Annotated in this window: 24 protein-coding genes and 1 tRNA gene; 8 read left to right on the top strand and 17 right to left on the bottom strand. The window is 35.3% G+C overall.

The genetic code is table 11. The features are described from left to right. The first annotated feature begins 278 nt into the window (after positions 1 to 278). From H5T45_04360 to H5T45_04350, 3 genes are all read left to right on the top strand, one after another. Positions 279 to 506, top strand: coding sequence for an RNA-binding protein (locus H5T45_04360; protein MBC7128948.1), 228 nt, complete (start codon positions 279 to 281; stop codon positions 504 to 506). A gap of 46 nt (positions 507 to 552) precedes the next feature. Continuing rightward, a complete protein-coding gene (locus H5T45_04355; protein ID MBC7128947.1) occupies positions 553 to 1,203 on the top strand; it encodes a TrkA family potassium uptake protein in 651 nt (216 codons plus the stop codon). Positions 1,204 to 1,265: 62 nt separating this feature from the next. Beyond that, the gene (locus H5T45_04350) at positions 1,266 to 2,666 is read left to right on the top strand and encodes a TrkH family potassium uptake protein (GenBank protein MBC7128946.1); all 1,401 of its coding nucleotides are present in this window, start codon (positions 1,266 to 1,268) and stop codon (positions 2,664 to 2,666) included. A gap of 26 nt (positions 2,667 to 2,692) precedes the next feature. Here H5T45_04350 and H5T45_04345 read toward each other — a convergent pair whose 3' ends face one another. The 14 genes from H5T45_04345 to H5T45_04280 all read right to left on the bottom strand — a co-directional run bounded on the left by H5T45_04345 (position 2,693) and on the right by H5T45_04280 (position 14,140). Then, positions 2,693 to 4,342, bottom strand: coding sequence for an FAD-binding protein (locus tag H5T45_04345; protein MBC7128945.1), 1,650 nt, complete (start codon positions 4,340 to 4,342; stop codon positions 2,693 to 2,695). After that, positions 4,343 to 5,020, bottom strand: coding sequence for a 4Fe-4S dicluster domain-containing protein (locus H5T45_04340; GenBank protein ID MBC7128944.1), 678 nt, complete (start codon positions 5,018 to 5,020; stop codon positions 4,343 to 4,345). Position 5,021: 1 nt separating this feature from the next. After that, the gene (locus tag H5T45_04335; GenBank protein MBC7128943.1) at positions 5,022 to 5,810 is read right to left on the bottom strand and encodes a CoB--CoM heterodisulfide reductase iron-sulfur subunit B family protein; all 789 of its coding nucleotides are present in this window, start codon (positions 5,808 to 5,810) and stop codon (positions 5,022 to 5,024) included. 3 nt (positions 5,811 to 5,813) lie between these two features. After that, entirely contained in the window at positions 5,814 to 6,167 is a 354-nt protein-coding gene (locus H5T45_04330) for a 4Fe-4S dicluster domain-containing protein (protein ID MBC7128942.1), read from the bottom strand. Then, on the bottom strand, positions 6,148 to 6,600 hold the full coding sequence (locus H5T45_04325) for a hydrogenase maturation protease (protein ID MBC7128941.1): 453 nt from the start codon (positions 6,598 to 6,600) through the stop codon (positions 6,148 to 6,150). Before H5T45_04325 ends, H5T45_04330 begins: the two co-directional genes overlap by 20 nt. After that, on the bottom strand, positions 6,593 to 8,023 hold the full coding sequence (locus tag H5T45_04320; GenBank protein MBC7128940.1) for a Ni/Fe hydrogenase subunit alpha: 1,431 nt from the start codon (positions 8,021 to 8,023) through the stop codon (positions 6,593 to 6,595). The genes H5T45_04325 and H5T45_04320 overlap by 8 nt, the downstream gene beginning before the upstream one ends. Continuing rightward, positions 8,013 to 8,891: an oxidoreductase gene (locus H5T45_04315; GenBank protein ID MBC7128939.1), complete on the bottom strand. Its 879-nt coding sequence runs from the start codon at positions 8,889 to 8,891 to the stop codon at positions 8,013 to 8,015. The genes H5T45_04320 and H5T45_04315 overlap by 11 nt, the downstream gene beginning before the upstream one ends. Next, on the bottom strand, positions 8,888 to 9,289 hold the full coding sequence (locus H5T45_04310) for a hydrogenase iron-sulfur subunit (protein MBC7128938.1): 402 nt from the start codon (positions 9,287 to 9,289) through the stop codon (positions 8,888 to 8,890). The genes H5T45_04315 and H5T45_04310 overlap by 4 nt, the downstream gene beginning before the upstream one ends. Continuing rightward, positions 9,286 to 11,208, bottom strand: coding sequence for a CoB--CoM heterodisulfide reductase iron-sulfur subunit A family protein (locus tag H5T45_04305; GenBank protein ID MBC7128937.1), 1,923 nt, complete (start codon positions 11,206 to 11,208; stop codon positions 9,286 to 9,288). Before H5T45_04305 ends, H5T45_04310 begins: the two co-directional genes overlap by 4 nt. After that, a complete protein-coding gene (locus H5T45_04300) occupies positions 11,193 to 11,729 on the bottom strand; it encodes a 2-oxoacid:acceptor oxidoreductase family protein (protein MBC7128936.1) in 537 nt (178 codons plus the stop codon). Before H5T45_04300 ends, H5T45_04305 begins: the two co-directional genes overlap by 16 nt. After that, positions 11,726 to 12,535, bottom strand: coding sequence for a 2-oxoacid:ferredoxin oxidoreductase subunit beta (locus H5T45_04295; protein MBC7128935.1), 810 nt, complete (start codon positions 12,533 to 12,535; stop codon positions 11,726 to 11,728). Before H5T45_04295 ends, H5T45_04300 begins: the two co-directional genes overlap by 4 nt. Further along, positions 12,528 to 13,637, bottom strand: coding sequence for a 2-oxoacid:acceptor oxidoreductase subunit alpha (locus H5T45_04290; GenBank protein ID MBC7128934.1), 1,110 nt, complete (start codon positions 13,635 to 13,637; stop codon positions 12,528 to 12,530). The genes H5T45_04295 and H5T45_04290 overlap by 8 nt, the downstream gene beginning before the upstream one ends. Beyond that, a complete protein-coding gene (locus H5T45_04285) occupies positions 13,618 to 13,881 on the bottom strand; it encodes a ferredoxin family protein (protein ID MBC7128933.1) in 264 nt (87 codons plus the stop codon). Before H5T45_04285 ends, H5T45_04290 begins: the two co-directional genes overlap by 20 nt. Positions 13,882 to 13,996: 115 nt before the next feature. After that, complete coding sequence (locus H5T45_04280; protein MBC7128932.1) at positions 13,997 to 14,140, bottom strand: tetratricopeptide repeat protein; 144 nt, start codon at positions 14,138 to 14,140, stop codon at positions 13,997 to 13,999. A gap of 294 nt (positions 14,141 to 14,434) precedes the next feature. Here H5T45_04280 and H5T45_04275 point away from each other — a divergent pair, with 294 nt between their 5' ends. The 3 genes from H5T45_04275 to H5T45_04265 all read left to right on the top strand — a co-directional run bounded on the left by H5T45_04275 (position 14,435) and on the right by H5T45_04265 (position 16,534). Beyond that, positions 14,435 to 15,463 carry a hypothetical protein gene (locus H5T45_04275; protein ID MBC7128931.1) on the top strand — a complete coding sequence of 343 codons (1,029 nt, stop codon included), beginning with the start codon at positions 14,435 to 14,437 and terminating at the stop codon, positions 15,461 to 15,463. Next, a tRNA-Leu gene (locus H5T45_04270) sits at positions 15,454 to 15,535 on the top strand. Before H5T45_04275 ends, H5T45_04270 begins: the two co-directional genes overlap by 10 nt. Before the next feature lie 45 nt (positions 15,536 to 15,580). Beyond that, positions 15,581 to 16,534: a hypothetical protein gene (locus H5T45_04265; protein ID MBC7128930.1), complete on the top strand. Its 954-nt coding sequence runs from the start codon at positions 15,581 to 15,583 to the stop codon at positions 16,532 to 16,534. On the opposite strand, the gene H5T45_04260 is transcribed toward H5T45_04265, so the two are convergent. Genes H5T45_04260 through H5T45_04250 form a run of 3 tightly spaced genes read right to left on the bottom strand, consistent with a single transcriptional unit; the run spans position 16,518 to position 19,229 of the window. Beyond that, positions 16,518 to 17,810, bottom strand: a complete 1,293-nt coding sequence (locus H5T45_04260) for an FAD-dependent oxidoreductase (protein ID MBC7128929.1) — start codon at positions 17,808 to 17,810, stop codon at positions 16,518 to 16,520. The two genes, H5T45_04265 and H5T45_04260, sit on opposite strands and share 17 nt — an antisense overlap. 1 nt (position 17,811) lies before the next feature. Further along, positions 17,812 to 18,810, bottom strand: a complete 999-nt coding sequence (locus H5T45_04255) for a UbiA prenyltransferase family protein (GenBank protein ID MBC7128928.1) — start codon at positions 18,808 to 18,810, stop codon at positions 17,812 to 17,814. Next, positions 18,807 to 19,229, bottom strand: coding sequence for a response regulator (locus tag H5T45_04250; protein MBC7128927.1), 423 nt, complete (start codon positions 19,227 to 19,229; stop codon positions 18,807 to 18,809). Before H5T45_04250 ends, H5T45_04255 begins: the two co-directional genes overlap by 4 nt. A 92-nt stretch (positions 19,230 to 19,321) precedes the next feature. On the opposite strand from H5T45_04250, the gene H5T45_04245 reads away from it, so the two are divergent. Further along, complete coding sequence (locus H5T45_04245; protein ID MBC7128926.1) at positions 19,322 to 21,310, top strand: hypothetical protein; 1,989 nt, start codon at positions 19,322 to 19,324, stop codon at positions 21,308 to 21,310. Positions 21,311 to 21,446: 136 nt separating this feature from the next. Next, positions 21,447 to 23,099: tandem-95 repeat protein (locus H5T45_04240; GenBank protein ID MBC7128925.1), on the top strand; the 1,653-nt coding region annotated here is incomplete at its 3' end.

Raw genomic sequence — 23,099 nt, 5'->3', positions numbered from 1 at the left:
TGACAACACAATGAGGCATTTTGTCTGAGATGCTATTTTCAAATACACCCCAAATTTGTGCAGCCATTTCCATATGGCGGTTCTGCTTCTCCTTACTAATATATGAATTCCACTGGTTTTATCTCTCATAACGATACATTTTTCTTTCAATAATTGCATCCCTTTGCATTTATCATCAAATGCATCTATGGAATGCATATTTTTATCGAAAATTTTGGTTAAGCTAAAAGCACCTAAGAACTGCATAAGATATATAAAAGAGATATTTATTCTTACTCATGGTATTGCCCATGGATTTGCTTGAAACAAGCATAAATAGAGAAGTATCAATTCGCCTTAAAGATGGAAGAATTTTAATGGGGAGGTTAAGCGGTTATGATGCCTACCTTAACATTGTACTGGAGGATGCAAAGGAAGAAAGGGAGAAGGATAATGAAAAAATGGAAAAAAGATTGGGTAGGGTTATGGTGAGGGGAAATAATATTGTTAGCATTTCTCTCCATTAAAGAAAAAGTTTAATACATTATAAATATTATCAGAAGTTGATGAAATATGTATCTCCTAATCGTTGGGGCTGGAAAAATAGGGGAAAAGCTCATAGAATTAGCCCTTCAGAACAAGGATGATGTTGTTGTCATAGAAAAGGAAAAGGAAAAATGCGAGGAAATATCAAAAAAATATGATGTAATTGTAATAAATGCGGATGCAACATTGAAGGAAACCCTCATTGAGGCGGGCGCAGATTCTGCGAACGCAATTTTAACAACCGCAGATGATGCAACAAATCTATTGGTTATTTCTCTTGCAAAATCTCTTGGCATACCCTTGCTTGTTTCAGTGGTAAATGAGGAGGAAAACAGGGCAATGTTTATAGAAAAAGGAGTAAATATTGTCGAAAATCCGAGCCTGATAACAGCCGAACATCTTTATAGAGCAATTCGCCATCCTTTAGTAAAAGAATATATAAATCTGGGGGATAAGATGGAAATATTTAAGATAGGAATTCAGGAAAACTCGAAAATGGTCGGGAAAAAGGTGGAGGACGCCCGCCTTCCAAAAATGGTTACATTGATTGCAATAGAGAGAGGGGAAGAAGTTATCATACCATCGCCAGATACTTCTTTCGAGGCAGGTGATCTTATAACATTTCTTGCAAGGAAGGATAAGATAGACGATGTGATGAAAATCTTTCTTAAAGAATAATGATCAGCAAAAGAATAGTGAATAGCAATCTAAAAATTATATTAAGAGATACAGGTAGAATATTGATTATTGTAGGAATTGTATCTTTTTTTGTGAATATAGTGGGTATAATTTTTAAGGAAATTGATTACATTAAATGGTTTGTATTGATGTCATCTATTTTTTTGAGTGTTGGCTATATATTTTCAATATTTGGAAAAACAGATTATGAAACAAGGTTAAGACATGCGATGATAACAGCCGCTCTATGCTGGATTATCCTGTCAATGATTTCTGCTATTCCATTCTGTTTAATTCCCGATAGTGACGGATTAAAACTTGATTACTTATCCGCTCTCTTTGAAGGGACAGCGGGATGGAGTGGAACTGGTTTAACTATGTATTCTAATCCCAGCAAATTGCCCCATATTCTTCAATTCTGGAGAAGTTTCAGCCAGTGGATTGGAAGTGCTGGAATAATAGTTCTTGCAATAGTAGTTCTTTTTCGTCCTGGAAGCGGAGCATTTACTCTATATAAATCCGAGGGGAGAGAGGAGAGAATAAGACCAAGTGTAATTTCAACTGCAAGAATAATATGGCTGATATATCTCTTTTATACCGTGGTTGGGATAATCATACTTTTTTTACTTCGTATGCCCGCATGGGAAGCTATAAATCATGGTATGACAGCGATTGCGACAGGTGGTTTTTCAATTAGAGATGATAGCGTGGCTACATATTCTGCTCCAATAAAGTTTGTAATTATTCTCCTTATGATACTCGGTGCTACTTCATTTCTCGCCCATTATGAATTGCTTTATAGAAAAATAAAGAAATTTATCAGAGATATTCAGTTTCAGGCAATGCTTATAATTATTTTAATCGGGATAATAATTCTTTCATTATTAGGCGCTCCATTCTTTGAAGCTGTGTTTCAGTTCATTTCAGCAATCACAACAACAGGCTTCTCAACTACTAACATAGCTGAATGGCAAGAAAATGCAAAATTTATCCTCTCCCTTGCCATGATTGTGGGAGGCGCAGCCGGCTCAACCGCGGGAGGAATAAAATTAATTAGGTTAGTTTTGCTTTTTAAAGGAGCTGGATGGAAGTTAAAAAAAGCTTTTTTACCATTGAGGAGTGCATTTCCCTATAAATTCGGCAGATATTTTTTATTAAAGGAAGAGGCAATGGAAATACTTGGTGAGGCATCTGTGATTTCATTTCTGTGGATTTTTCTGATTATATGTAGCACATTAATAGTTTCATCTTCAACAGGCGAAAGTTTTATAAACTCTTTTTTTGAAGTATGCTCTGCTCAGGGAGGTGTAGGACTTAGCGTTGGTATAACAAAAATAAGCATGGCAGGAATTGCAAAATTTATGCTTATTCTTAATATGTGGATAGGAAGGCTCGAAATAATACCCTTCCTTGTTTTGTTTAGAAGCATATATCAAGTTATAGCGGGCAGGAAGGTTTATTGATTACCAATAAATAGACCTTTAATAAATTATAATATATCTATTGCCCTTGATAAAACCCTCTTTTCCCTATAATCTGGCAATATCATCGGTGCTCTTCTTTTTTCTTCTATCCCTTCTTTTCTTAATTCATCAATATATCTTTTTACATGTTCCATATTCAACCTTCCAATCCTGCAATTTCTTACATATTTAGCAGCATTTATGCCAGCAATTCTTCCAAATACCTGTGTATCAAGCAATGAATTTCCCATTAAACGATTTTTTCCATGAACTCCACCAGTGACTTCGCCAGCAGCAAACAAGCCATGCATAACCCCATTTGGGGACAAAACTTCTGCATTTGAATTTATTTCTATCCCTCCATTCTGATAGTGAAGTGTTGGAAATACAAGTATTGGCTCCTCTCTCATATCTATATCAAATCTCTTGAACATCCTGAACATAGCTCCAAGCCTTTTTTCAATGGTTCCTTCTCCGTGCAAAATATCTATCATGGGTGAATCAAGCCATATTCCTCGCATTCCAGTTGGAGTAATAACTCCCTTATTCCTTCCATAGCATTCTCTTATAAATGCAGATGCTTCCACATCCCTTGGCTCAAGTGGATGGACAAATTGCTCTCCATCGCAATTCAATGGTTGCGCCCCCAGACTTCTGACTTTTTCTGTTACAAGAAGTCCAACAATTTGCTCTGGATATGCAACACCTGTCGGATGGTATTGCACGGAATCCATGTCTCTTAAAATCACTCCCGCACGATATGCAATAACAACTCCATCGCATGTTGCCCCATAGTGATTTGTTGTTGGGAATCCTTGGACATGCAGCCTTCCAAAACCGCCAGTTGCAATTATTGTTGCCTTTGCTTTTACAACATAATATTGCTCTGTTTCAAGATTATAAATTACAGCTCCTCCAATTTTTCCTTCATCATCCATAAGAAGCTCAATTGCTGGAGAAAATTCAATAACATTTATTCCTATATTTCTCACTTCATCCCTCAAAACCCTCATTATTTCCATTCCAGTATAATCCTTTGCTGAGTGCATTCTTCTCCTGCATGTGCCTCCTCCATGAACAGTTATCATCTCTCCATCTTCACTTTTGTCATACATTACTCCAAGTTCTTCATGCCATTTAATTATTCGGGGAGCATCCATAACTAGTCTTTCAACAAGTTCTGGCTTATTTGCGAAATGTCCTCCTCCAATAACATCCAGATAGTGTAGCAATGGTGAATCATTTTCCTTATCAGCAGCCTGTATTCCTCCCTGAGCCATCATTGTATTTGCATCCCCATTGCGCAACTTTGTTGCAATGATTATATTCTCTGGTTTTATGCCATTATAATATGCAAACAGAGCGGCGCATGTGCCAGCCCCTCCGCCGCCAATTATGAGTATATCTGCCTGATAATCAATCTGGCTTAAATCTATTTCATCTGGATTTTCTAAAGGATATGCCTCTATTAAATCAGCAACTTCATTTGGAACAATTGCATTTTTGCTTACTCCTACCTTTATCTTTCTTTTTGCTTCTGGCTTATAATCTGGATGCCACTTTAAAAGCAGTTCCTCCTTTTCTTTTTCTTTTAGCCTTTCTGGCAACCTGTGCAATCTCTCTTCCCTATTCCTTTCAACCTTTTCTATAGATTTTTCCATTTCCTTTGGATACATTTAATCACCTGGCTCAATATCTCTTTCATTATACATTTTCCTCAATTCCTCCAAACTTTTATTCATCAATTCCTTAATTTCCTTTTCATATTTTCCTTCCTCTATTTCCTTTACCCTTTTTTCAAGATGTTTTGCTTTTTTAGCAATATATTTTCCATATAAGCGCCTTGCAAGCTGTGCAACATGATAATGAACTATCTCTGCTGGACAGCGGATAGCGCATAGCCCGCACTGAATGCAGTCAAAGCTTAATTCCGCAGTCTTTTTTATATCTCCTCTCAAAGATGCCTGTATATAGTCCATTACTTCAAGTTCTTGGGGGCATGCTTTTGTGCATGTATTGCATGAAACACACCTTGCAATTTCTGGATAAAAAGATAGAATTGTTTTATCATCTGCCTTAACCCTTTCAATATCATAAGTTGCCTTATTCGCTGGAGAAAAAGGAAGCTGAACAAGATGCATTCCTTCCTCAACTGTTTTCTGGCATGCTAAGTCAGCATATAGCTTATAGTCCCCCTCTTTCCTATATATTGTTGCGCAAGCCCCGCAGAAGCCCGCCCTGCATCCCGCCCCTCTTATATAGCGGTAGCCCGCATATTCCATTGCCTTCATTATTGTAAGTCCAGCAGGCACCTTATATTCCTTTCCCATAATATATATTCTAACTTCTTCCATTTTATCCCTCCAATGCTTCAAGCATTATCTCGCTAAAATATAGCACAGGCAAACCAGAAAAGCTTGTATAATTTCTTTTAACTTCTTCCTGAATTTCATTTAAGTTGAAATGGCATAGGGGGCAACTTGTTATTATTGCATCAGCCCCATTTCTCCTTGCATTGCTTACTATACGATAGCATCTCTCTGCGACAGCTTGCTTATCACTAGCAACAATATATGAGCCACAGCACTCATTTTTTAAAGGAAAATTTATTGCTTTTCCACCGCATGCTTCTATTATCCTTTCCATAATCCTCGGATTTTCAAATTCATCAATTGCAATGCTTTTTGGGCGGAGAAGCAGACAGCCATAATATGATGCATATTTTTTATTCAATGGCTTTTTCACTTTTTCTCTTATTTTATCCTCCTTTAAAATTTCAAGAGGATGAATAATTTCGACACTTCCATCATAATCAATTTCTTCATCCATGAAAGAATTTATTTTATTCATTGCTTCCTTATCATTTCTTGCCATTTCATTTGCCTGTTTCAAGGTATTGTAGCAAACTGAGCAAAGAGTTGTTAATCTATCGTAACCCTCTTCTTTTGCCTTTATTAAATTCCTTATTGCAGCTAACCTATACATCAAATTATCTTTTGTTAAACTATAAACTGTTCCACAGCAATACCATTTTTTCAATTCTATTAGCTCGATGTCAAGTATTTTGAAAACTTTTATTGCGCTTTCCTCAAATTTTTTTGCATCTGTTTTTAGTGTGCACCCAGGATAATATGCTATTTTCATTTTTCACCCCGTATATTTTCTTGCTGCACTCACAACAGCTATCTGAGGCAGGTTTTTCTTAAACCTCATTTTTATATAATCAACATTTTTCCTTAGCTTTATAGCTCTCAAAGCTTCCATAATTTTTGTTATATCAACATTTTTCGGGCATCTCGTGCCGCACTGATAGCACTGAGCACAAATCCATGGTGTTTTTGAATCTATAACCTCCTCATTTCCTCTCAATATAAGCAATATAACTTGATTTGGAAGGAAGTCCATTTGCTCAGCCATTGGGCAGCCAGCGGAGCATTTCCCGCACTGGTAGCATGCATAAATATTTTCTCCTGATAGCTCTTCAACTTTCTCTGCAAGCATTTTTTTCCCTCATAATCTCCTCAATTTTGTTTAAAACAACTGGAATTGCTTTTTTAACTTCTTCTGAAATTTCTCCAAAATCAACATCACTTATCTCAATTCCTATTATTCTCAATTCAGGCATCTTGATATAATTTTTCAAAGTATTATAAGCGGAAGCAAAATTTACATCATGGCTCACCCTTCCTTCATATTCATCTATGCTTAATTCCCTTACATTTCCCTCATTTTCTCCCATGTATGCATCTATTATTATAGCAAAATCAAATCCTGCTATCATCTCACATATCTCTATTCCTCCCGCCATAGAACTCTCAATTTTTATATCATAATATATATCTTTAAACATATCACGCAACATATCAGCAATAATAATTCCAATTCCATCGTTTCCAAGCAGGGGATTTCCAACACCTACAATTATTTTACTCATTTCTTATCATCCTCTTATACAATTTTCCATTCCAGTATATATTTGCAACCATTTCCATTTTCCCAATAGCATGACTTGCACAAGCCATACAAGGATCATAGCATCGGAAAGAAGATTCTATTTTATTTAGCAGAATATCATTTACTTCTCCATTTTTTATAATCTTTTTTGCAGCATTTGCAACACTCATATTTATTGCTGCATTATTATTTGTTGTTGCAACAATTAAATTTACTTTCTTTATAAGCCCTTTTTCATCCACATCATAGTGATGAATTAGCACTCCTCTTGCCGCTTCAACTATTCCTATCCCTTCGCCAGTTTTTGTTGGCATACTCCTTATATCATCGCTTGTTATTTCTTTCTCCTTGCATAGATAATAAACTCTTTCAGCTGCATTTAGCATTTCTATAAGGCGGGCGTGATAGTATGCAAATGTTTTATGAACAATTCCATTTTTTCTGAATTCTCTAAATTCCTTATCCGCTAAAGGAGTGTTCATTCCATCTGCGCAATTTAAGCGTGCAAGAGGGCCAACACGATATATTCCACTTCTTTCTCCATCAAAAAATCCTTGCCATCCAACTTTTTTAAGATATGGATATTTTACATAGTTCCATTTTTCAATATGCTCTTCAATATTTTCAATTAATTCTTTCGCTTTAAACTTTGCAAATTCTTTTCCAGAAGGAGAAACAATTCTTATATCTCCATCATAATAATTGACCCTATTGCTTGAATCAACAACTCCCATATAGTATGTATGTAATTCATCCAACCCGAGCAATTCACTCCATCTATCGCTGTTAAAAACTTCCTTAAAAATATCAATGCTTTTCTGAGCAAATGAAATGCATTCCGAAAACTTTCTCTCTATTTCTTTCCTCTCCTCCTCATTTATGCTTTTACTCACTCCTCCAGGAATGGCGCAAACTGGATGAATTTCTCTACCCCCAATCATTTTTATTGTTTCCATTGCATATCTCCTATGCTTTATTATCTCAGCCCCGATTTCCATTCCAAACTTTTTAATTAGCCCTATAACATTTCTATCCTTCTTTTCAACATCTCCAAGCAGAACATCAATCCCTCCAAGATAATAGAGATGGAGGCAATGGTCATAAAATATGTAAGCATTATAAAGCATCTCCCTGATAAGATGCGCCGCCTTCGGTGGCTCTGCCCCAAAAGCCATATCAAGAGCTTTTGCCGAAGCAATATGATGAGCCTCTGGGCAAACGCCGCAGATGCGGGCTGTTATTATTGGCATATCCTCTGCTTTTCTTCCAACGCAGAATTTTTCAAATCCTCTTAACTCTGGAGTTTGAACCCTTGCACTGCTAACATTTCCATTTTCATCCAAAAATATATCTATTTTTCCATGTCCTTCAAGCCTTGTTATTGGATCAATACTAACTTTCATCTTTCAACCTCCCTTCTGGAAGAAGCTTAGCAGTCGAATATTTATAAAATGTTCCAATATAATCTCTTATGCTGTTAATAACCTCCTCTTCATTTTTATTTCCAATTATTGAAGCAATTGCAGAAATCATTGATGTGCCACTCTCTCTAACTTTTGGAAGCGCCCCAACACATCCTGTGCATGGCATATTAGCAGTGATGCATTCTGCCTTGCATCCGGCTCTTGTTGCTGGACCCATACATATTATTCCCTGAGCAAGGAAGCATTCTCCACTATCCTTTTTCTCATGCCATCTATAAATCTTATTTATTTCAATTTTATCTGGCTTGCTGTCCTTGCGTGGGCATTCATCGCATAGTGCAACATTTTTTCCAAATTGTTTCCCAGCGAGCAACGAATTCAAAGCATCTTCAAGAATTGGAGATGGAGGAGGGCATCCAGGTATGGAAGCATCTACCTTTACTACATCTTCAAGAGTTTTTAAATATGGAAGAAATTCTGGAAGCTCCTCGCCCGGCACATCTTTTGAATAAACCTCTTTTAATATTTCCTCTCTCCTATATAAATTTGCAAGTCCTATAACACACCCCTCAATTGCGCATGAGCCATATGCAACCATTTTTTTCGATTTTTTCCTGAGCAATTTTGCAATTTTCTCATTTTCCTCTGTTCTTATTGCCCCGTTATAGAAGCATATATCTATACTTCCATCCTGCATCTTCTCCACATCTTCATATTTGAAATCCATTGCACATGGCCAGAAAACTATCTCTACTTCTTTAAGCAAGTCAAGTATCTTTTCATGCAAACTAAGCAATGAAACATCGCATCCCCCACAACCTGCTCCCCAATACATTGCTATCTTCATTTTTTCACCGGCCCGAGTTTTCTTATTTCTTCAACAAACTCCTCAACAACGCTTGCAAACTTCTTTCCTTCAGTTGCTGAAATCCACTCAATTCGCAATCTTTTTGGATTTATCCCCATTTCCTTAAGCAATCTTTTCATCATCTCAACCCTTCGCCTTGCCTTGTAATTTCCCTCAACATAGTGGCAATCCCCGGGATGGCATCCTCCAATAAGCACTCCATCCGCCCCCTTGCGAAATGCATCTATTATAAATTCTGCATCAACCCTGCCAGAGCACATCACTTTTATTGGCACAACATTTGGCGGATATTTAAATCTGCTTACTCCCGCTAGATCCGCCCCAGCATAACTGCACCAGTTGCAAAGAAAGGCAACTATTTTTGGTTCAAAACTCATATTATCACCTCAATCATTTTTTCAATTTGCTTGTCCCTATAATTTTTCATTTCTATATTATTGCTAGGACACGCAGCAGCGCAAGTTCCACATCCCTCGCAAAGAGCTTCTATGCATTTTGCTTTACCTCCTTCTTTTACCAGTGCTCCATAAGGACATACACTTATACATACCCCGCAACCAGAACAATTTTCATCAACAAAAGCAATAAGCGGGTCTTTCTCAAGCTTATCTTTTGAGATCAATCCAAGAGCTTTAGCCGCTGAACCACTCGCCTGAGCAACTGCTGATGGTATATCTTTTGGGCTTTGACAGCAACCTGCAAAAAATATGCCACGCGATAATGCTTCAACTGGCTTCAATTTTGGATGGGATTCCTTGAAAAATCCTCCTTCATCAACCGCAATTCGCAATTTTTTCGCAATTTCATCTTTTCCAAGAATTGCAAGGGCAAGAACAACCAAATCTGCCCTAACTTCTACTTTTTTCCCTGTTAATGTATCAACCCCGCAGACAACTATTTTATCTCCATCTCTATAAATTTTTGCAACCTTTCCTCTTATATAATTTACTCTCTCTTCTTTCATAACTCTTGAAACAAATTCCTCATATCCTTTCCCTCCCGCCCTTATGTCTATGTAGAATATATACGCTTCGCCTTGCGGAACATGATGCTTGTAAAGCAGGGCATGTTTTGCAGTATACATACAACAGATTGAACTGCAATATGGCATATGCTGCTCATCTCTTGAACCAGCACATTGAATAAAAACAATTTTTTTTACTTCTTTTCCATTACTTGGCTTTATTATCTCTCCTTTTGTGGGACCATTTGCAGAAAGCATTCTTTCAAATTCAATGCTTGTAATTATATCATCGTCTTCTCCATATCCATATTCAACCAACTTGCTTTTATCATATAAATCATATCCTGTTGCAACAATAATTGCTCCAACATTTTCCTCAATTATTTGCTCCTTCATATCATAATCAATTGCCTTTGCTTCACATGCTTCTTTGCATTTTCCACATATAAGAGGACTCACCCCAAGACAATTTTTTATATCAAGAGTGTATGTTGAAGGAACTGCCTGAGGGAATGGAATATAAATTGCCTTTCTTGGCTTTCTTCCCATTTCAAATTCATTTGGAACAATAACAGGACAAACTTTTTCGCAATCACCGCAAACAGTGCATTTATCTTCATCAACATATCTTGGCTTCTTCAGTATTTTTACATGAAAATTTCCTACATATCCACTTATATCAATAATTTCTGAATATGTGAGCAATTTTATTTTTGGATGCCTTGAAACTGCAACCATTTTTGGGGTTAAAATGCACTGCGAGCAGTCAAGGGTTGGAAAAGTCTCGCTCAACTGAGCCATTCTTCCGCCGATGCTTGCTTCCTTCTCCACCAAAATAACATTATAGCCCGCATCCGCAATATCCAGCGCCGCCTGTATGCCAGCAATTCCCCCTCCTATAACGAGGCATTTCTTTTCAACAGGAACAAAAATTGGCTTTAAATCCTCATTTTCTTTTAATTTTTCAATTGAAGCCTTTATTATCTTTATTGCTTTTTCTGTTGCTTCTATGCCTTCATGGACCCATGAGCAATGCTCCCTTATATTTGCCATCTCGCATCTATATTCATTGAAATATTGCTTGCATACATTTCTAAAGGTTTCTTCATGCATTGAAGGTGAGCATGCTGCAACAATAACTCCATCAAGATTTTCTTCCTCAATTTTCTTCTTTATTAAACTCTGCCCTGGATCAGAACACATATATTGATAATCCGTTGCAAAAACAACACCTGGATAAACGGAAATCTCTTTAACAACTCTCGCAACATCTACTGTTCCAGCAATATTTACCCCGCAATGGCAAACAAAAACCCCTATTCTTTTTGCCATTCTACCCCTCGCTCATACCCTTTTCTTAAAGCTTCTTCATTTAACTCGCGGAATTTTTCCGGCACGGTTTCAAGCACCGCTTTTTTTATTGCTTCATAGGAAACAATTTTTGTTACACCTACAAAAAATCCGAGCATAACTATGTTTGCAACAATTCTCTTTCCAAGCATCTCAGCAACTCTTGTTGCTGGCATCTTTATTGCACCACATCCATTCTTAAGTTTTACTAAATCTTCATCTATTATAAGCAATCCATTTTCTTTCAACATAGGAGCATATCTTTCATATGCCTCCTGACTCATCACAACAATTATATCTGGCTCTGTAACATAGGGATAATCAATTTCTTCATCATCTATTACAACATTTGAGCTTGCCGCCCCGCCTCTTGCCTCGGGCCCGTATGAAGGAGTGAAAGTCGCGTATTTATTATCATATATTGCCGCCGCTCTCGCTGTTATATTTCCCATGAGAATAATGCCCTGCCCTCCAAAGCCCCCGAACTTTATTTCCTTCCTCATTTTATCGCCCTTATCATTTCATCAAATGTTGGTTTTCCTTCTATATCAACAAATTTTCCAACAATAATTTTATCATCTATATCGGTTTTACTTGGGTCTATTCCATGCATTATGATTGAGTTTTCCTTATAATATTTCATTGTATCAAGCCCAGTTGGCATCTTATTATATCTTCCATATGTTGTTGGGCATGAAGCAATAACTTCAATGAATGAAAAGCCCCTTTTAAGCAGTGCTTCCTTCATACTTTCTTTAAGCCTTCTCGCATGCAGTGCAGTCCATCTTGCAACATAAACAGCTCCGCTGGCTGCTGCCACATTGCAAAGGTTGAAGGGATGCTCAAAGTTGCCATATGGGGTTGTTGTTGTCTTTGCTCCTAATGGAGTGGTTGGGCCGAGTTGCCCGCCAGTCATTCCATAGTTATAATTATTTACACATATAACAGTAATATCAACATTTCTTCTCGCAGCATGTATGAGGTGATTTCCCCCTATTGCAAAAAGGTCGCCATCCCCACTGAATACAACTACCTTTATTTTTGGATTTGCAAGCTTCAAGCCAGTTGCAAAAGGAATTGCCCTTCCATGAGTTGTATGGTAGGAATCAACATTAAGGTAGCCAGCCACCCTGCCAGTACAGCCAATTCCAGATACAATTGCAAAATTGTTTAAATCAATCTTACTTTCTTCTACCGCATGAAGGAAGCAATTCAAAATGCTTCCTAAGCCACATCCAGGACACCATATATGGGGAATTCTATCGGCACGAAGATATTTATCAAGAGGATGTTCCCTTGCTTCAATCATTATACACCTCCTTTATTTTTTCATATATTTCATCTGGTTTATGTATTTCCCCGCCCATTTTTGCCAATAAATGAACTTTCTTCTTCACGCATCTCTCTACCTCAAGCTTTATCTGCCCATAATTTACTTCAACAACTAGGAAGTTGTCTATATAGCCAGATATTTTTTCAAAATATTCCTCTGGGAATGGCCATATTGTTTTAAGCCTTATCAGCCCAACTTTATATCCTTTGCTTCTTGCTTTTCTTATCGCTGCCTTGCAGCTCCTTGCGGGCGAGCCAAATGAAACAATTGCAAGCTTTGCGTCATCCATCATGAACTCCTCTATGCTTCTTATCTTTGCTTCGTTATTTCTTATTTTATCGCATATTTTCCTTACAAGCCAGTCCTGAATTTCTGGCGATGTAGCCATAGGATAGCCACGCTTATCATGTGTTAATCCAGTCACATGAATCGCATAGCCATCCCCACAGCATGCCATTGGAGCATTTTCGTCAAAAGGAAAATAAGGCTTGCTTGTTGGCCTTTTTCTTTCAAAAATCTCAATCTTTTCCTCATCAATTATAATTTTTTCGCTTGTATGCCCAACGCTTTCATCCATTAAAAGAATGGCGGGACAGCGATATTCTTCAGCAAGATTAAAAGCCCTTATTGTCATATAAAAGCATTCCTCCGGCGTGGATGGCGAGAGAGCAATTACTTCATAATCTCCATGGCTCCCCCATCTTGCCTGCATCACATCTCCCTGTCCAACCAAGGTTGGCATTCCAGTGCTCGGCCCAGCCCTCTGAACATCAACAATAACGCAAGGCGTTTCAGTGATCGCAGCGAGCCCTATATTTTCCTGCATCAGGCTGAAGCCAGGCCCGCTTGTTGCTGTCATCACCTTCAGCCCGCCCCAGGAGGCGCCAAGCATGGCTGCTATTGATGCAATTTCATCTTCCATCTGGATAAAAATTCCTCCAACTTTTGGAAGCCTTAATGCCATATGCTCAGCTATTTCTGTTGAAGGGGTGATTGGATAGCCAGCAAAAAATCTGCATCCAGCGTGAATTGCACCTTCAGCACATGCTATATTGCCACTATAAAATTTGGCCTTCATTCTCCTCCTCCATATAAATTGCAAATTCAGGGCAAACAAGAGAGCAGAAGCCACATGCGATGCATTTATCCTTGCTTTCATCTAATTTTGGAGGATGGTAACCTTTGGAGTTGAACTCCTCACTTTCAACAAGCACTTTTTTGGGACAGAATTCTATGCAAAAACCGCAACCCTTGCATCTATCCTTTATTAGGTAAATTTTTCCATGGGGTTGCTTTAATTCTTCTTTTATCCAGTATTTCATTTTATTGCGATATAAAATTTAATATATAAATATTTTTCCAGTTTGAGAAAAAAAGTTTAAATTTTTGTAAAAATGTTAAATTTTTAGCATTAAAATTTACAAAATTATAAATATTTTAGTATTTCGTCGCATCTTTCTTTTTTCCAACTTCAATGTATAAAATCCCAAGATTGGCATATGCCTCTGCATCATTTGGATTTATCCTTATTGCTTCTCTATATTCTTTCTCTGCTTCATCATATTTTCTTAACAGTATCAAAAGATTTCCTCTGTTAAGGAACTCTTCTGCATCTTCTGAAATTAGAATCCCTTCGTCTTCTTTATCTCTAATTTTTTGAATTTCCAGAATGACCTTGTTGGCGAGCTTGCTTTCGTGTTTAAAATCTATCTGCTGAAGATCTTTTAATCCTTTTGCTATTTCTCCTGTTTTCTCAATTTTAATGCCCGAAATATTTCTTTTTCAAAATTTTCCCTTTTCATCAATTTAGTGAGGATGCAATTTATTTAAATTTTCTGAATGGAAAAGATTTTAATTTTTTAACCATTTTCATATATGAATTTGACAAATAATGAAAAAAAGGTTCTTTATGGAATTGTGAAATTTCCAAATTATAATGATAAAATGCTTTCAGAAAAAATTTTTTTGAAACAATCGACAATATCTGCTATAAGGAAAAGATTAAAGGAGGAAGGATATTATAAAATTATATCTATTCCAATGCTTCAGAATCTTGGGGCTGAAATGCTTGTTTTGATTCATACAAATTTTAATCCGGTAATACCTCTTGAAAAAAGAATAGAGATAACTGAAAAGAGTATTGAAGCATATGAAGAAATAGTTTTTTCTATGGGAGAAGAGGACAAAGGATTTTCAATAAGTTTTTCAAGAAATTATACCGATATAGGAAAAATAAATGACATAAGGGCAAAAACTTTTGGAAGGCTTGGATTGCTTGATAGGGAATATCCAAAAGAAGTTATATTCCCATTTGAAATAAGCAGAATATATCGCTTTTTTACATTTGCTCCATTATTAAGCAATTTATTTGGCATAAATGATAAAATTAGTGATGAAAATTTGTTTAAAATAAAGAAAGCAAACCTGGGCAAGAAAGAAGTGGGTATATTCTTTAAATTTTTAGAAAATCCAGAAGCTTCACTGAAAGAAATTGCTGAAAAAGCTGGTATAACACGCCATACAGCTGGAAGAATGAAGAGGAAATTTTTTGATGATATGCTAAAATTAGTTGCCATTCCAGATTTCTCAAAAATGAATCTAAAAATTCTCTCATTCTGCCATTTAATATTTAATCCAAAGCATGCTCCAGAGCATGAGGAAATTAAAAAAATTATCGATGCTTCAACAATATTTTTTGCTGCAAGGAATTTTGAATATGTCTCAATTTCAATGCATTGCAACTATGAGAGCTATAAATTTCACAAAATGCAGGCATTGCAGAAAATAAGAGAAAATGGATGGGAGGCGGAAAAATATATAATAAGGACATTCAGCATTGATAAAGCAAAAATTATTAAGGACATAAATTTTCTTCCAATAACAAAAAAACTTCTGCGGGGGTAGCCAAGAGGTAAAGGCGCAGGGCTTAGGACCCTGTGGCGAAGGCCTTCGTGGGTTCGATCCCCACCCCCCGCATAGAGCTTTATAGATAATTTAAAATATCTCATTTTATTTTTACTTATGCGAATATATATTGGAACATTTAATGAAAAAGAAGCTGATGAAGTTGTTGATGATTTGAAGAAGGCGGGCGTGGGGTGCGATATAAGGAGCTATTTAAATACTCTTTTTGAGCTGGAATATTTTGTTGAGGGGTATATAAAGGATTTAAAAGAGAAATATAAGGAAGGATTTGTTGCAAAAGTTATTTCCGATGCAGAAAAAAATATTGAAATTGCAAGAGAAATATTTAAGGAAGGAATGGATACAAAATATTTTGATAGCATTTTTCTCGAGAAAAGTGTGCCTGAGAGAAAAAATTATGAAGAAATTGAAAGAGCGATAAAAGAAATTATGGGTGTCGAAGAAAAAATGCCAATATTTTCAGTTCTTTCTAAGAATCTCGATGAAAAAAAAGATGAGATCGCTAAAAAAATAGGGGAAGAAAATTTTAAGAAATATATGCTTCATTTGCTTAAAGAAATAGATATTCTGGCAGATGTGCATCTGATATTGGGAAATAACGGAATAGAATATAGAGAAGGAAAAATGTATGGAAAAATAAATGAAACTCCCTTTATAAGGAGATATTTTGATGTTGATGAGGAAGAGGCAAAAAAACTTGGTTTGAAAAAAGAATATACAATAGAAGTTTTCAAAGATGTTGATGTTTATGCAAATATGGTTGATGTTATATATGAAGTGGGGAGGGTTAGAAAATTATGCAACGAAAAGCAGCGTTATGGAAAATTATTATTTATTCTTTCTCTTGTTGATGAAATAATCGGAAAACTGAAAGGTAAGAAGCTAAGCATTAATGAAATAATAGAAGACCTTGGAGAAATATATAGAAAAGATGAAAAAATGGAAGAGGAAATATTCATCGAAGAGGAAGCAATAAGAGAAATCCTCAAAGTTATGGAAAAGGCGGAGATAATAAAAATAAAGAACGAAAAAGTTATGCTAAAAGAATAGAAGAAATTAGGTTTGATGAATCAGCGGCGCAGTTTATTCCAACTCCTTTTGAATTAACATAATCGCCCGCTATATACAAATTTTTTATTGGCGTGACAACGCTTGGCTTTATGCAATCAATTGTTTTTGCAACTCCATCAAGATATTTTACCGCTGAATATATATGCCATTTCACTTTTTTTTCAGGAATAATTTTCTTTATATTCTTTTCAATTATTTCCATTAATTCATTCATCTTTTCCTTATTCTTTGCTTCCTCAGGAGAGCAAATTGCATAAGATTGAATAAGCCCTTCTTTCTTGAAGTCAATCATTCCAACGACATCATTTCCTTCAAAATCACAATCTTTTTCAATAAAAACAAATGATTTATTTCTTAAATTGCCAACATCATCAACTGCATGATATGAAACCAAGCTTGCTGTTGGTTTTAGATTTTTTATATAATCAGCCCATTCCTTTGGAAAATTCTTTTCCTTGGCTATTGAAAAAATATTCTGCAAAGGAATTGTTGAAATTATTGCATCATAATATTTTTCCTCTTTTTTTATTTTTATTCCCTTTGCAATTCCATCATCTATTATAATTTCATTAACCTCCTTTCCGAGAAATATTTTTCCATTCCTTTCTTCTACATATTCCTTCAATTTTTCTGAAATTTCTCCCAAGCCATTCTTTGGATATACAACTGGTTGCCCGCCTAAAAGTTCGCGCTGGGCAAAAAATACCTCACCTGCGGAAATTTTGCTTAAATCATTAACTGTTGTTATAAGGCGGGGGAAAATCTCAAGAACTTCTTTCATTTTTCCCTTTCCATATTTTTTAATCATTTCTTCCATCGAATTTTTCTTCATTTCTTCAAGCTTGCTCCTTCTTGTTGTAAGAAGCTGTATTATTCTTGGCATCATTTTTATTTTATCAAATCTGCTTAAAAATGGGTAATTTATTTTTTCCCCTATAAAACCAATTTTTGAGCCAATGAATTCAATCTCTATTCCCAAGCTATTCAGCAACCTAATGCATCCTCCCTTCTTTCCCCCTCCAATTAAATGAAATCCTAGATCAACTTCTTTGCTCTCATATTCTTCAGAAAAATCCAGAACAGAAATATTAAACCTTTCGATGGCTTTAAAATATTCCTCGCTGAGCTCTATAGACATTGCCCTCCCACCAACCACCCCTTCTTTTTCATATATCTCTATCTCCCATCCATTTTTTGCAAGCAATGCCCCACACGCCAAGCCGCCGACGCCAGCGCCAATTATGCATGCTTTCATTTTACATCTCCGGCTGGAAGGGTTTTACGCCTGTTAGAGGGATAAATGCCATATACCATAGGATTGGGAAGACAGCGAGGAATATGCCGAGCAAGCCAATTTTGCTTACGAGCATTATGGGAACAACTGCATATCTTATAAATGCTGCTGAACTTATCATTTTCCTTATTTTAGCCCTTTCAAATTCCTTTATGCTCAAAAATTTTATTTCAATGTAAATGAAAGAAATTGTTAGCAATGCAAGAAGGCAAACCTGCCATATTTCATAATTCAAGCCATATATGAAAGGAATGAAAATTAAAACCGCTGATGAAAGGCGAAGTAAGAAACCAAAAATTTTAAATGAAAGAGGAATGAAAATCTTGTTTTTTTCTACCTTTACCCCACTTGCAAGTGCGATATTTTTTACCCCCATAAGAAAGTCATGGTCCGCATCCTTTATTCCTCCTTCAACAGCATTCATATGTAATGTCTGCTCAAAAGTAAGAATAAAAATTATCCATGTAAGCAAGTTTGGTTTATCAAAAGAAAGGGCGCCGAATAAAAATACAAATGACATTGAAATTGCAACAAAAAAGTCAGAGCCAGCAATTTTTTTTCCATATAAATTGTAAATGCTTCCTAAAACTCCTGCAAGAAATATGCTTACAAATGCAGAAAAGCGCAGTTCATCAATAATTTCTCCCTTCCACATTATTGCTATTGAAAGAAAGGCAAGCAGAACACAAAAAAAGCAAACTGCAACAGCATTTTTCCTTGAAACTTCTCCGCTTACAAGGGGCTTTCCTCTTAGCTCCGGTATAAGGCTATCAAGTTCAACATCCGCATAATCATTTAGAACAAATCCATAGATGGCAGAGAAAGCTCCAATTAAAAAAAGAAGGGTGAGAGAATAAAAATCATAAATTCCAACAGAGATAGCCCCAAATACTGGCGGAATCGCAAGCCCGCCCAAGCCAGGAAGGCGAAGCAGTTTGGAATAAGCAAAAATCTTTTTCATGCTAAAAGTTCATTTACTTTTTTAGCAAATCCATCAAATCCTATTTCTCTCCCGAAAACATTTTTTATTCCAAGTGACTTTAATCTTTTTCCCCAGTCAAGATGAGCAAATGCAGTGAAACCAACAACATTTGCATTTTTATCTATTTTCAATATTTCTTCTGTTGTTCTTACTCCATCCATTTTTTTCCCTTCAATCTGATTTATTAAATCCTCAAATTTTCTTGAGCCTGATAGATTTAAATCCATTACCACCAAGTCAGGTTTCTTATTTTTAGCCATCAACTCATTATACATTTTTACTCCCTCCTCGCCACTATAAGCGGAATAAAACTCAATATTTAAGGGGGAGAGATATTCCTTAATCAAATCATGTATTTCCTTTTCATCATCAATTATAAGCATTATTTTTTTCCTCATTTTGTTTTTAATGCAAATCCGATTTATAATTGTTTTGGAAAAGTTTATATAATTGCAATTTATTAACATTTTGTTAGCAAAATGTGAGCAATATGAAATTAATAGCATTGCTTGTTGGCGCAATCATAATTTCTTCCGTATCCGCTTGCTATTTTGTAGAAGCTTCTTCGCTAGAAGAAAAAATATCAAGCTTCTTGCCAAATTCATTTTTTACTCTTTTTTATTTACTGTTTCCAAAAATTTTTGATAAATTGAAGGTGAATGAAAGCATTGAAAATGATTCAAATGATGAAATAGCAGAAGAAACAAATGAAGCGAGAAATAATTCAACCGAAGAAAATATTGACGCAAATGAAGAAATTCCAATTCAAGAGGATGAAAATAATTCAACAGAAGAAATAAATGATGATGTAAATTTAACTCAAAATGATGAAAGCAATGAAATTGAAAATAATTCAAGCGGAGAAAATGAAGCAGAAAACCCAACCCAAGATGAAGAAGATGTTTTTAATGAAACAACAGAAGAAATAAATGATGAGATAAATTCTCAAAAGGAAAATAGCGAAATTGAAGATTTTTCAAATGAAGAGCAAATTCAAGATGAGGAAATAATTAATGAAAACGAAATTGAAAATAACTCAACTGAAGAAAATGAAGAAACTTCAACTGAAGAAGGAATAACCGATGAGATAAATTCTCAAAATAATGAAAATGCCTTCAATGATGGAACAAATGAGCAAAATGAAGATAATTTAACTGAAGCAAATGAAGAAATAAATGAAAGTGAGCAAAATCAAGACGAGGAAAATATTACCAATGAAAAAGTAAATGATGAAAATAACTCAGCTGAAGAAAATATTTCCCGAATTAGCGAAGAAATAAATGAAAATCAAGATGAAGGTATTGAAAATATTTCTGATGAAACAACAGAAGGACTAATTAATGAAAGCAGCAAAGAAGAAATAAACTTAAATCAAGATGAGATTATTGAGAATAATTCAAGTGAAGGAGCAACTGAGCAAAATGAAAATATTTCTGATGAAGCAAATGAAGAGCAAATTCAAGATGAGGAAAATATTATTGAAGAAATCTCAATAGATTTTGAAAATCAAACTCAAGAAGATGAAAATGCTTCTGAAAGCAGTGAAATTGAAAATAATTCAAATGAAGAAACCTCAATTCCAGGCGAAGAAAATTTTTTGGAATGGGCTTTTCTTGTTTATATAAGCGGAGATAATGATTTGTATGAATATGCAGTTAATGAATTAAATGAATTGTTAAGCATAAATAGTTCTGGAATTGCAATTCTTTTTGATGGAGCATTAAACAATGATTCAAAACTCTATATTTTAAATAATTCAATAACAACAATTGAAAAAAATGAATTAAATATGGGGAGCAATTCAACTCTTGAAGAATTTATTTTATATGCTCAAGAAATTTTGCGGGCAAAAAATTATGCAATTGAATTCTGGGGACATGGGAATGGATGGGCTGGGACTTGCTTAGATAAAAGTAGCTCAGATTTGCTTGAAATTGGTGAAATTAAAAGGGCACTGGAAAATAAGAACATAAGCATAATAATTTTCTCTTCATGCAATATGGGTTGCATAGAAGTCGCATATGCTTTAAGGAATTGCTCTCAGTATATGCTTGCTTCGCCCGCCGCGATGCTGGCGACGGGGCTGCCGCATGAGAAAATTTTTGCAAGGGGTTTTGGCGATGTGGAGGAAGTTTGCGGGGTAATTTATGAGGAATATATGAGCTATTATTCCTATGCTTCTCCAAAGTTTGCAATCTGGAATTTGAGCATGTTTGATGAATTTATCGGGCAATTCAGCTTGTTTATTGATTATGTTAAAAATTTGAGTTTCTGGAATGCAAGAAATGAAAGCGCAATAAATTCGCAATATATTGATTTGTATTCATTTGCAAATAAAATTAATTTCAGTTTGCCCCAAATCTTTTATGGAAATGCCTCAATTTATTTCCCACTGCCATTATATTATTCAAAATATTATAGCAATACTGATTTTGCAAAGAATACGCTATGGGATGAATTTTTGAAGTCAATTAAATAAGCAATTTGATAGCAAAGTCGTAATTTTTAGTAAAAATTTTAAACTCAGCAGAAACATTTAAATACTTTTTATTTCATTTTTAAGCAAGAGGCTGATAAAAATGAAAAATGCCGAGAGGTTATTCTCTCTAAAAAAAATGGGTATAATAGGAATAGCGATAGCAATAATATTCGGAGGAATAATTATTCCAAGAATAATAGAAGGACAAAATAATACTACTTTAGAAGTTGCAATTGTTTCTTGGAATATTATAGGAATAGATGATAATAAGCCAAAGACAGAAGGGCCAAATTGTTCAATTGTTCAAGTAAGAATATGGAACAATGGCTCATATAATGCAACAAATGTAAGGGTTAATTTTAGCTGGTCAGCAGAAAATGCTACTTATATTTATTTACATGGAAATGAAAGAACAGAAAAAAATATTGGAACAATAGAAAATAATTCTACTAAAGATGTTTTCTTTGTTGTAAATATAACTAGAAGTAGTGCATCAAAGGATAAAACAAGAGCTTTTACAATAAATGTTACTGCGGATAATGCAAATCCAGCCAATGCAAGTCAGAAGCTAAGAGTGGAAGGATTACGCGAGCAAAGTGACGATAGCTCTAAACTAGTCTATATTTCAAATTCAAATCCAGCAATAGGTGAGGAGTTTGAGGTTCATGTATGGGATAACACAACTAGTGCGGCAACTAATTGCAGTTTTCCCTTAGAATATGATCCTGCTGTTATTGAATTAGTAAATGTTACTGTTAATACAAGTGGGAGCCTTACATACGAGGTTTATATGGATAGTAATGCTGCAGGAAGTCATTATGTCATTTATAGGTTTAAAGTACTCAATGCCGGAGCTACTAATATAACTACAATAATGCAGGATTTAAGAGGGGGGAGTTATAAGTATAATTCAGATTATGGAAAGGTAAATATAACTATTACTCCGGTTTATCCAGAAATTTTGGTATCAAAAACTGTATGGAATGGCTCTTCTTGGGGTGAAAATGTTACTAAGCATGTAGGTGAAAATATAGTTTTTAATATAACTGTAAAAAGCAATGGAACAGAGAATTTATCCTATATAAATATTACAGATATACTGCCAAGCTGTTTTAGTTATGTAAGCGGCTCTGCTAAAAAGAATGATACGCCTATTAGCGATCCAGTTCAATGGGGCAATAATATTTCATGGAATTTAACGGGACCATTTCCAAACTCAACTTGGTTCTACATTATTTTTAATGCAACTGCTGGATGCAAGGGAAATTTTACAAATGTGGCAAATGTAAGTGCTGAAGGAAATAGAAGTCATATTATGGTATACGATGAAGATGAGGCAAGCGTAAATGTAATAAATTCTCCTCCAGTTGCAAATAATGATTATTATTCAACAAATGAAGATACTCAATTAGTTGTAAATGCTCCAGGAGTTCTTGGAAATGATAGCGATATAGATGGAGATACTTTAACTGCAATTCTTGTTAGCTCTCCATCCCATGGAAGCTTGACATTTAATTCAAATGGTTCATTTACCTATACCCCAGATGCAAATTATCATGGCACAGATAGCTTTACTTATAAAGCAAATGATGGACAAGCAGATAGCAACATTGCAACAGTTTATATTACAATAAATAGCGTAAATGATCCACCTATTGCAAATGATGATTATTATTCAACAAATGAAGATACTCAATTAGTTGTAAATGCTCCAGGAGTTCTTGGAAATGATAGCGATATAGATGGAGATACTTTAACTGCAATTCTTGTTAGCTCTCCATCCCATGGA

The organism is Thermoplasmatales archaeon, assembly GCA_014361245.1.
Taxonomy (GTDB): Archaea; Thermoplasmatota; E2; order UBA202; family JdFR-43; genus JACIWB01.
This window is presented reverse-complemented; position numbering and strand designations above follow the sequence as displayed.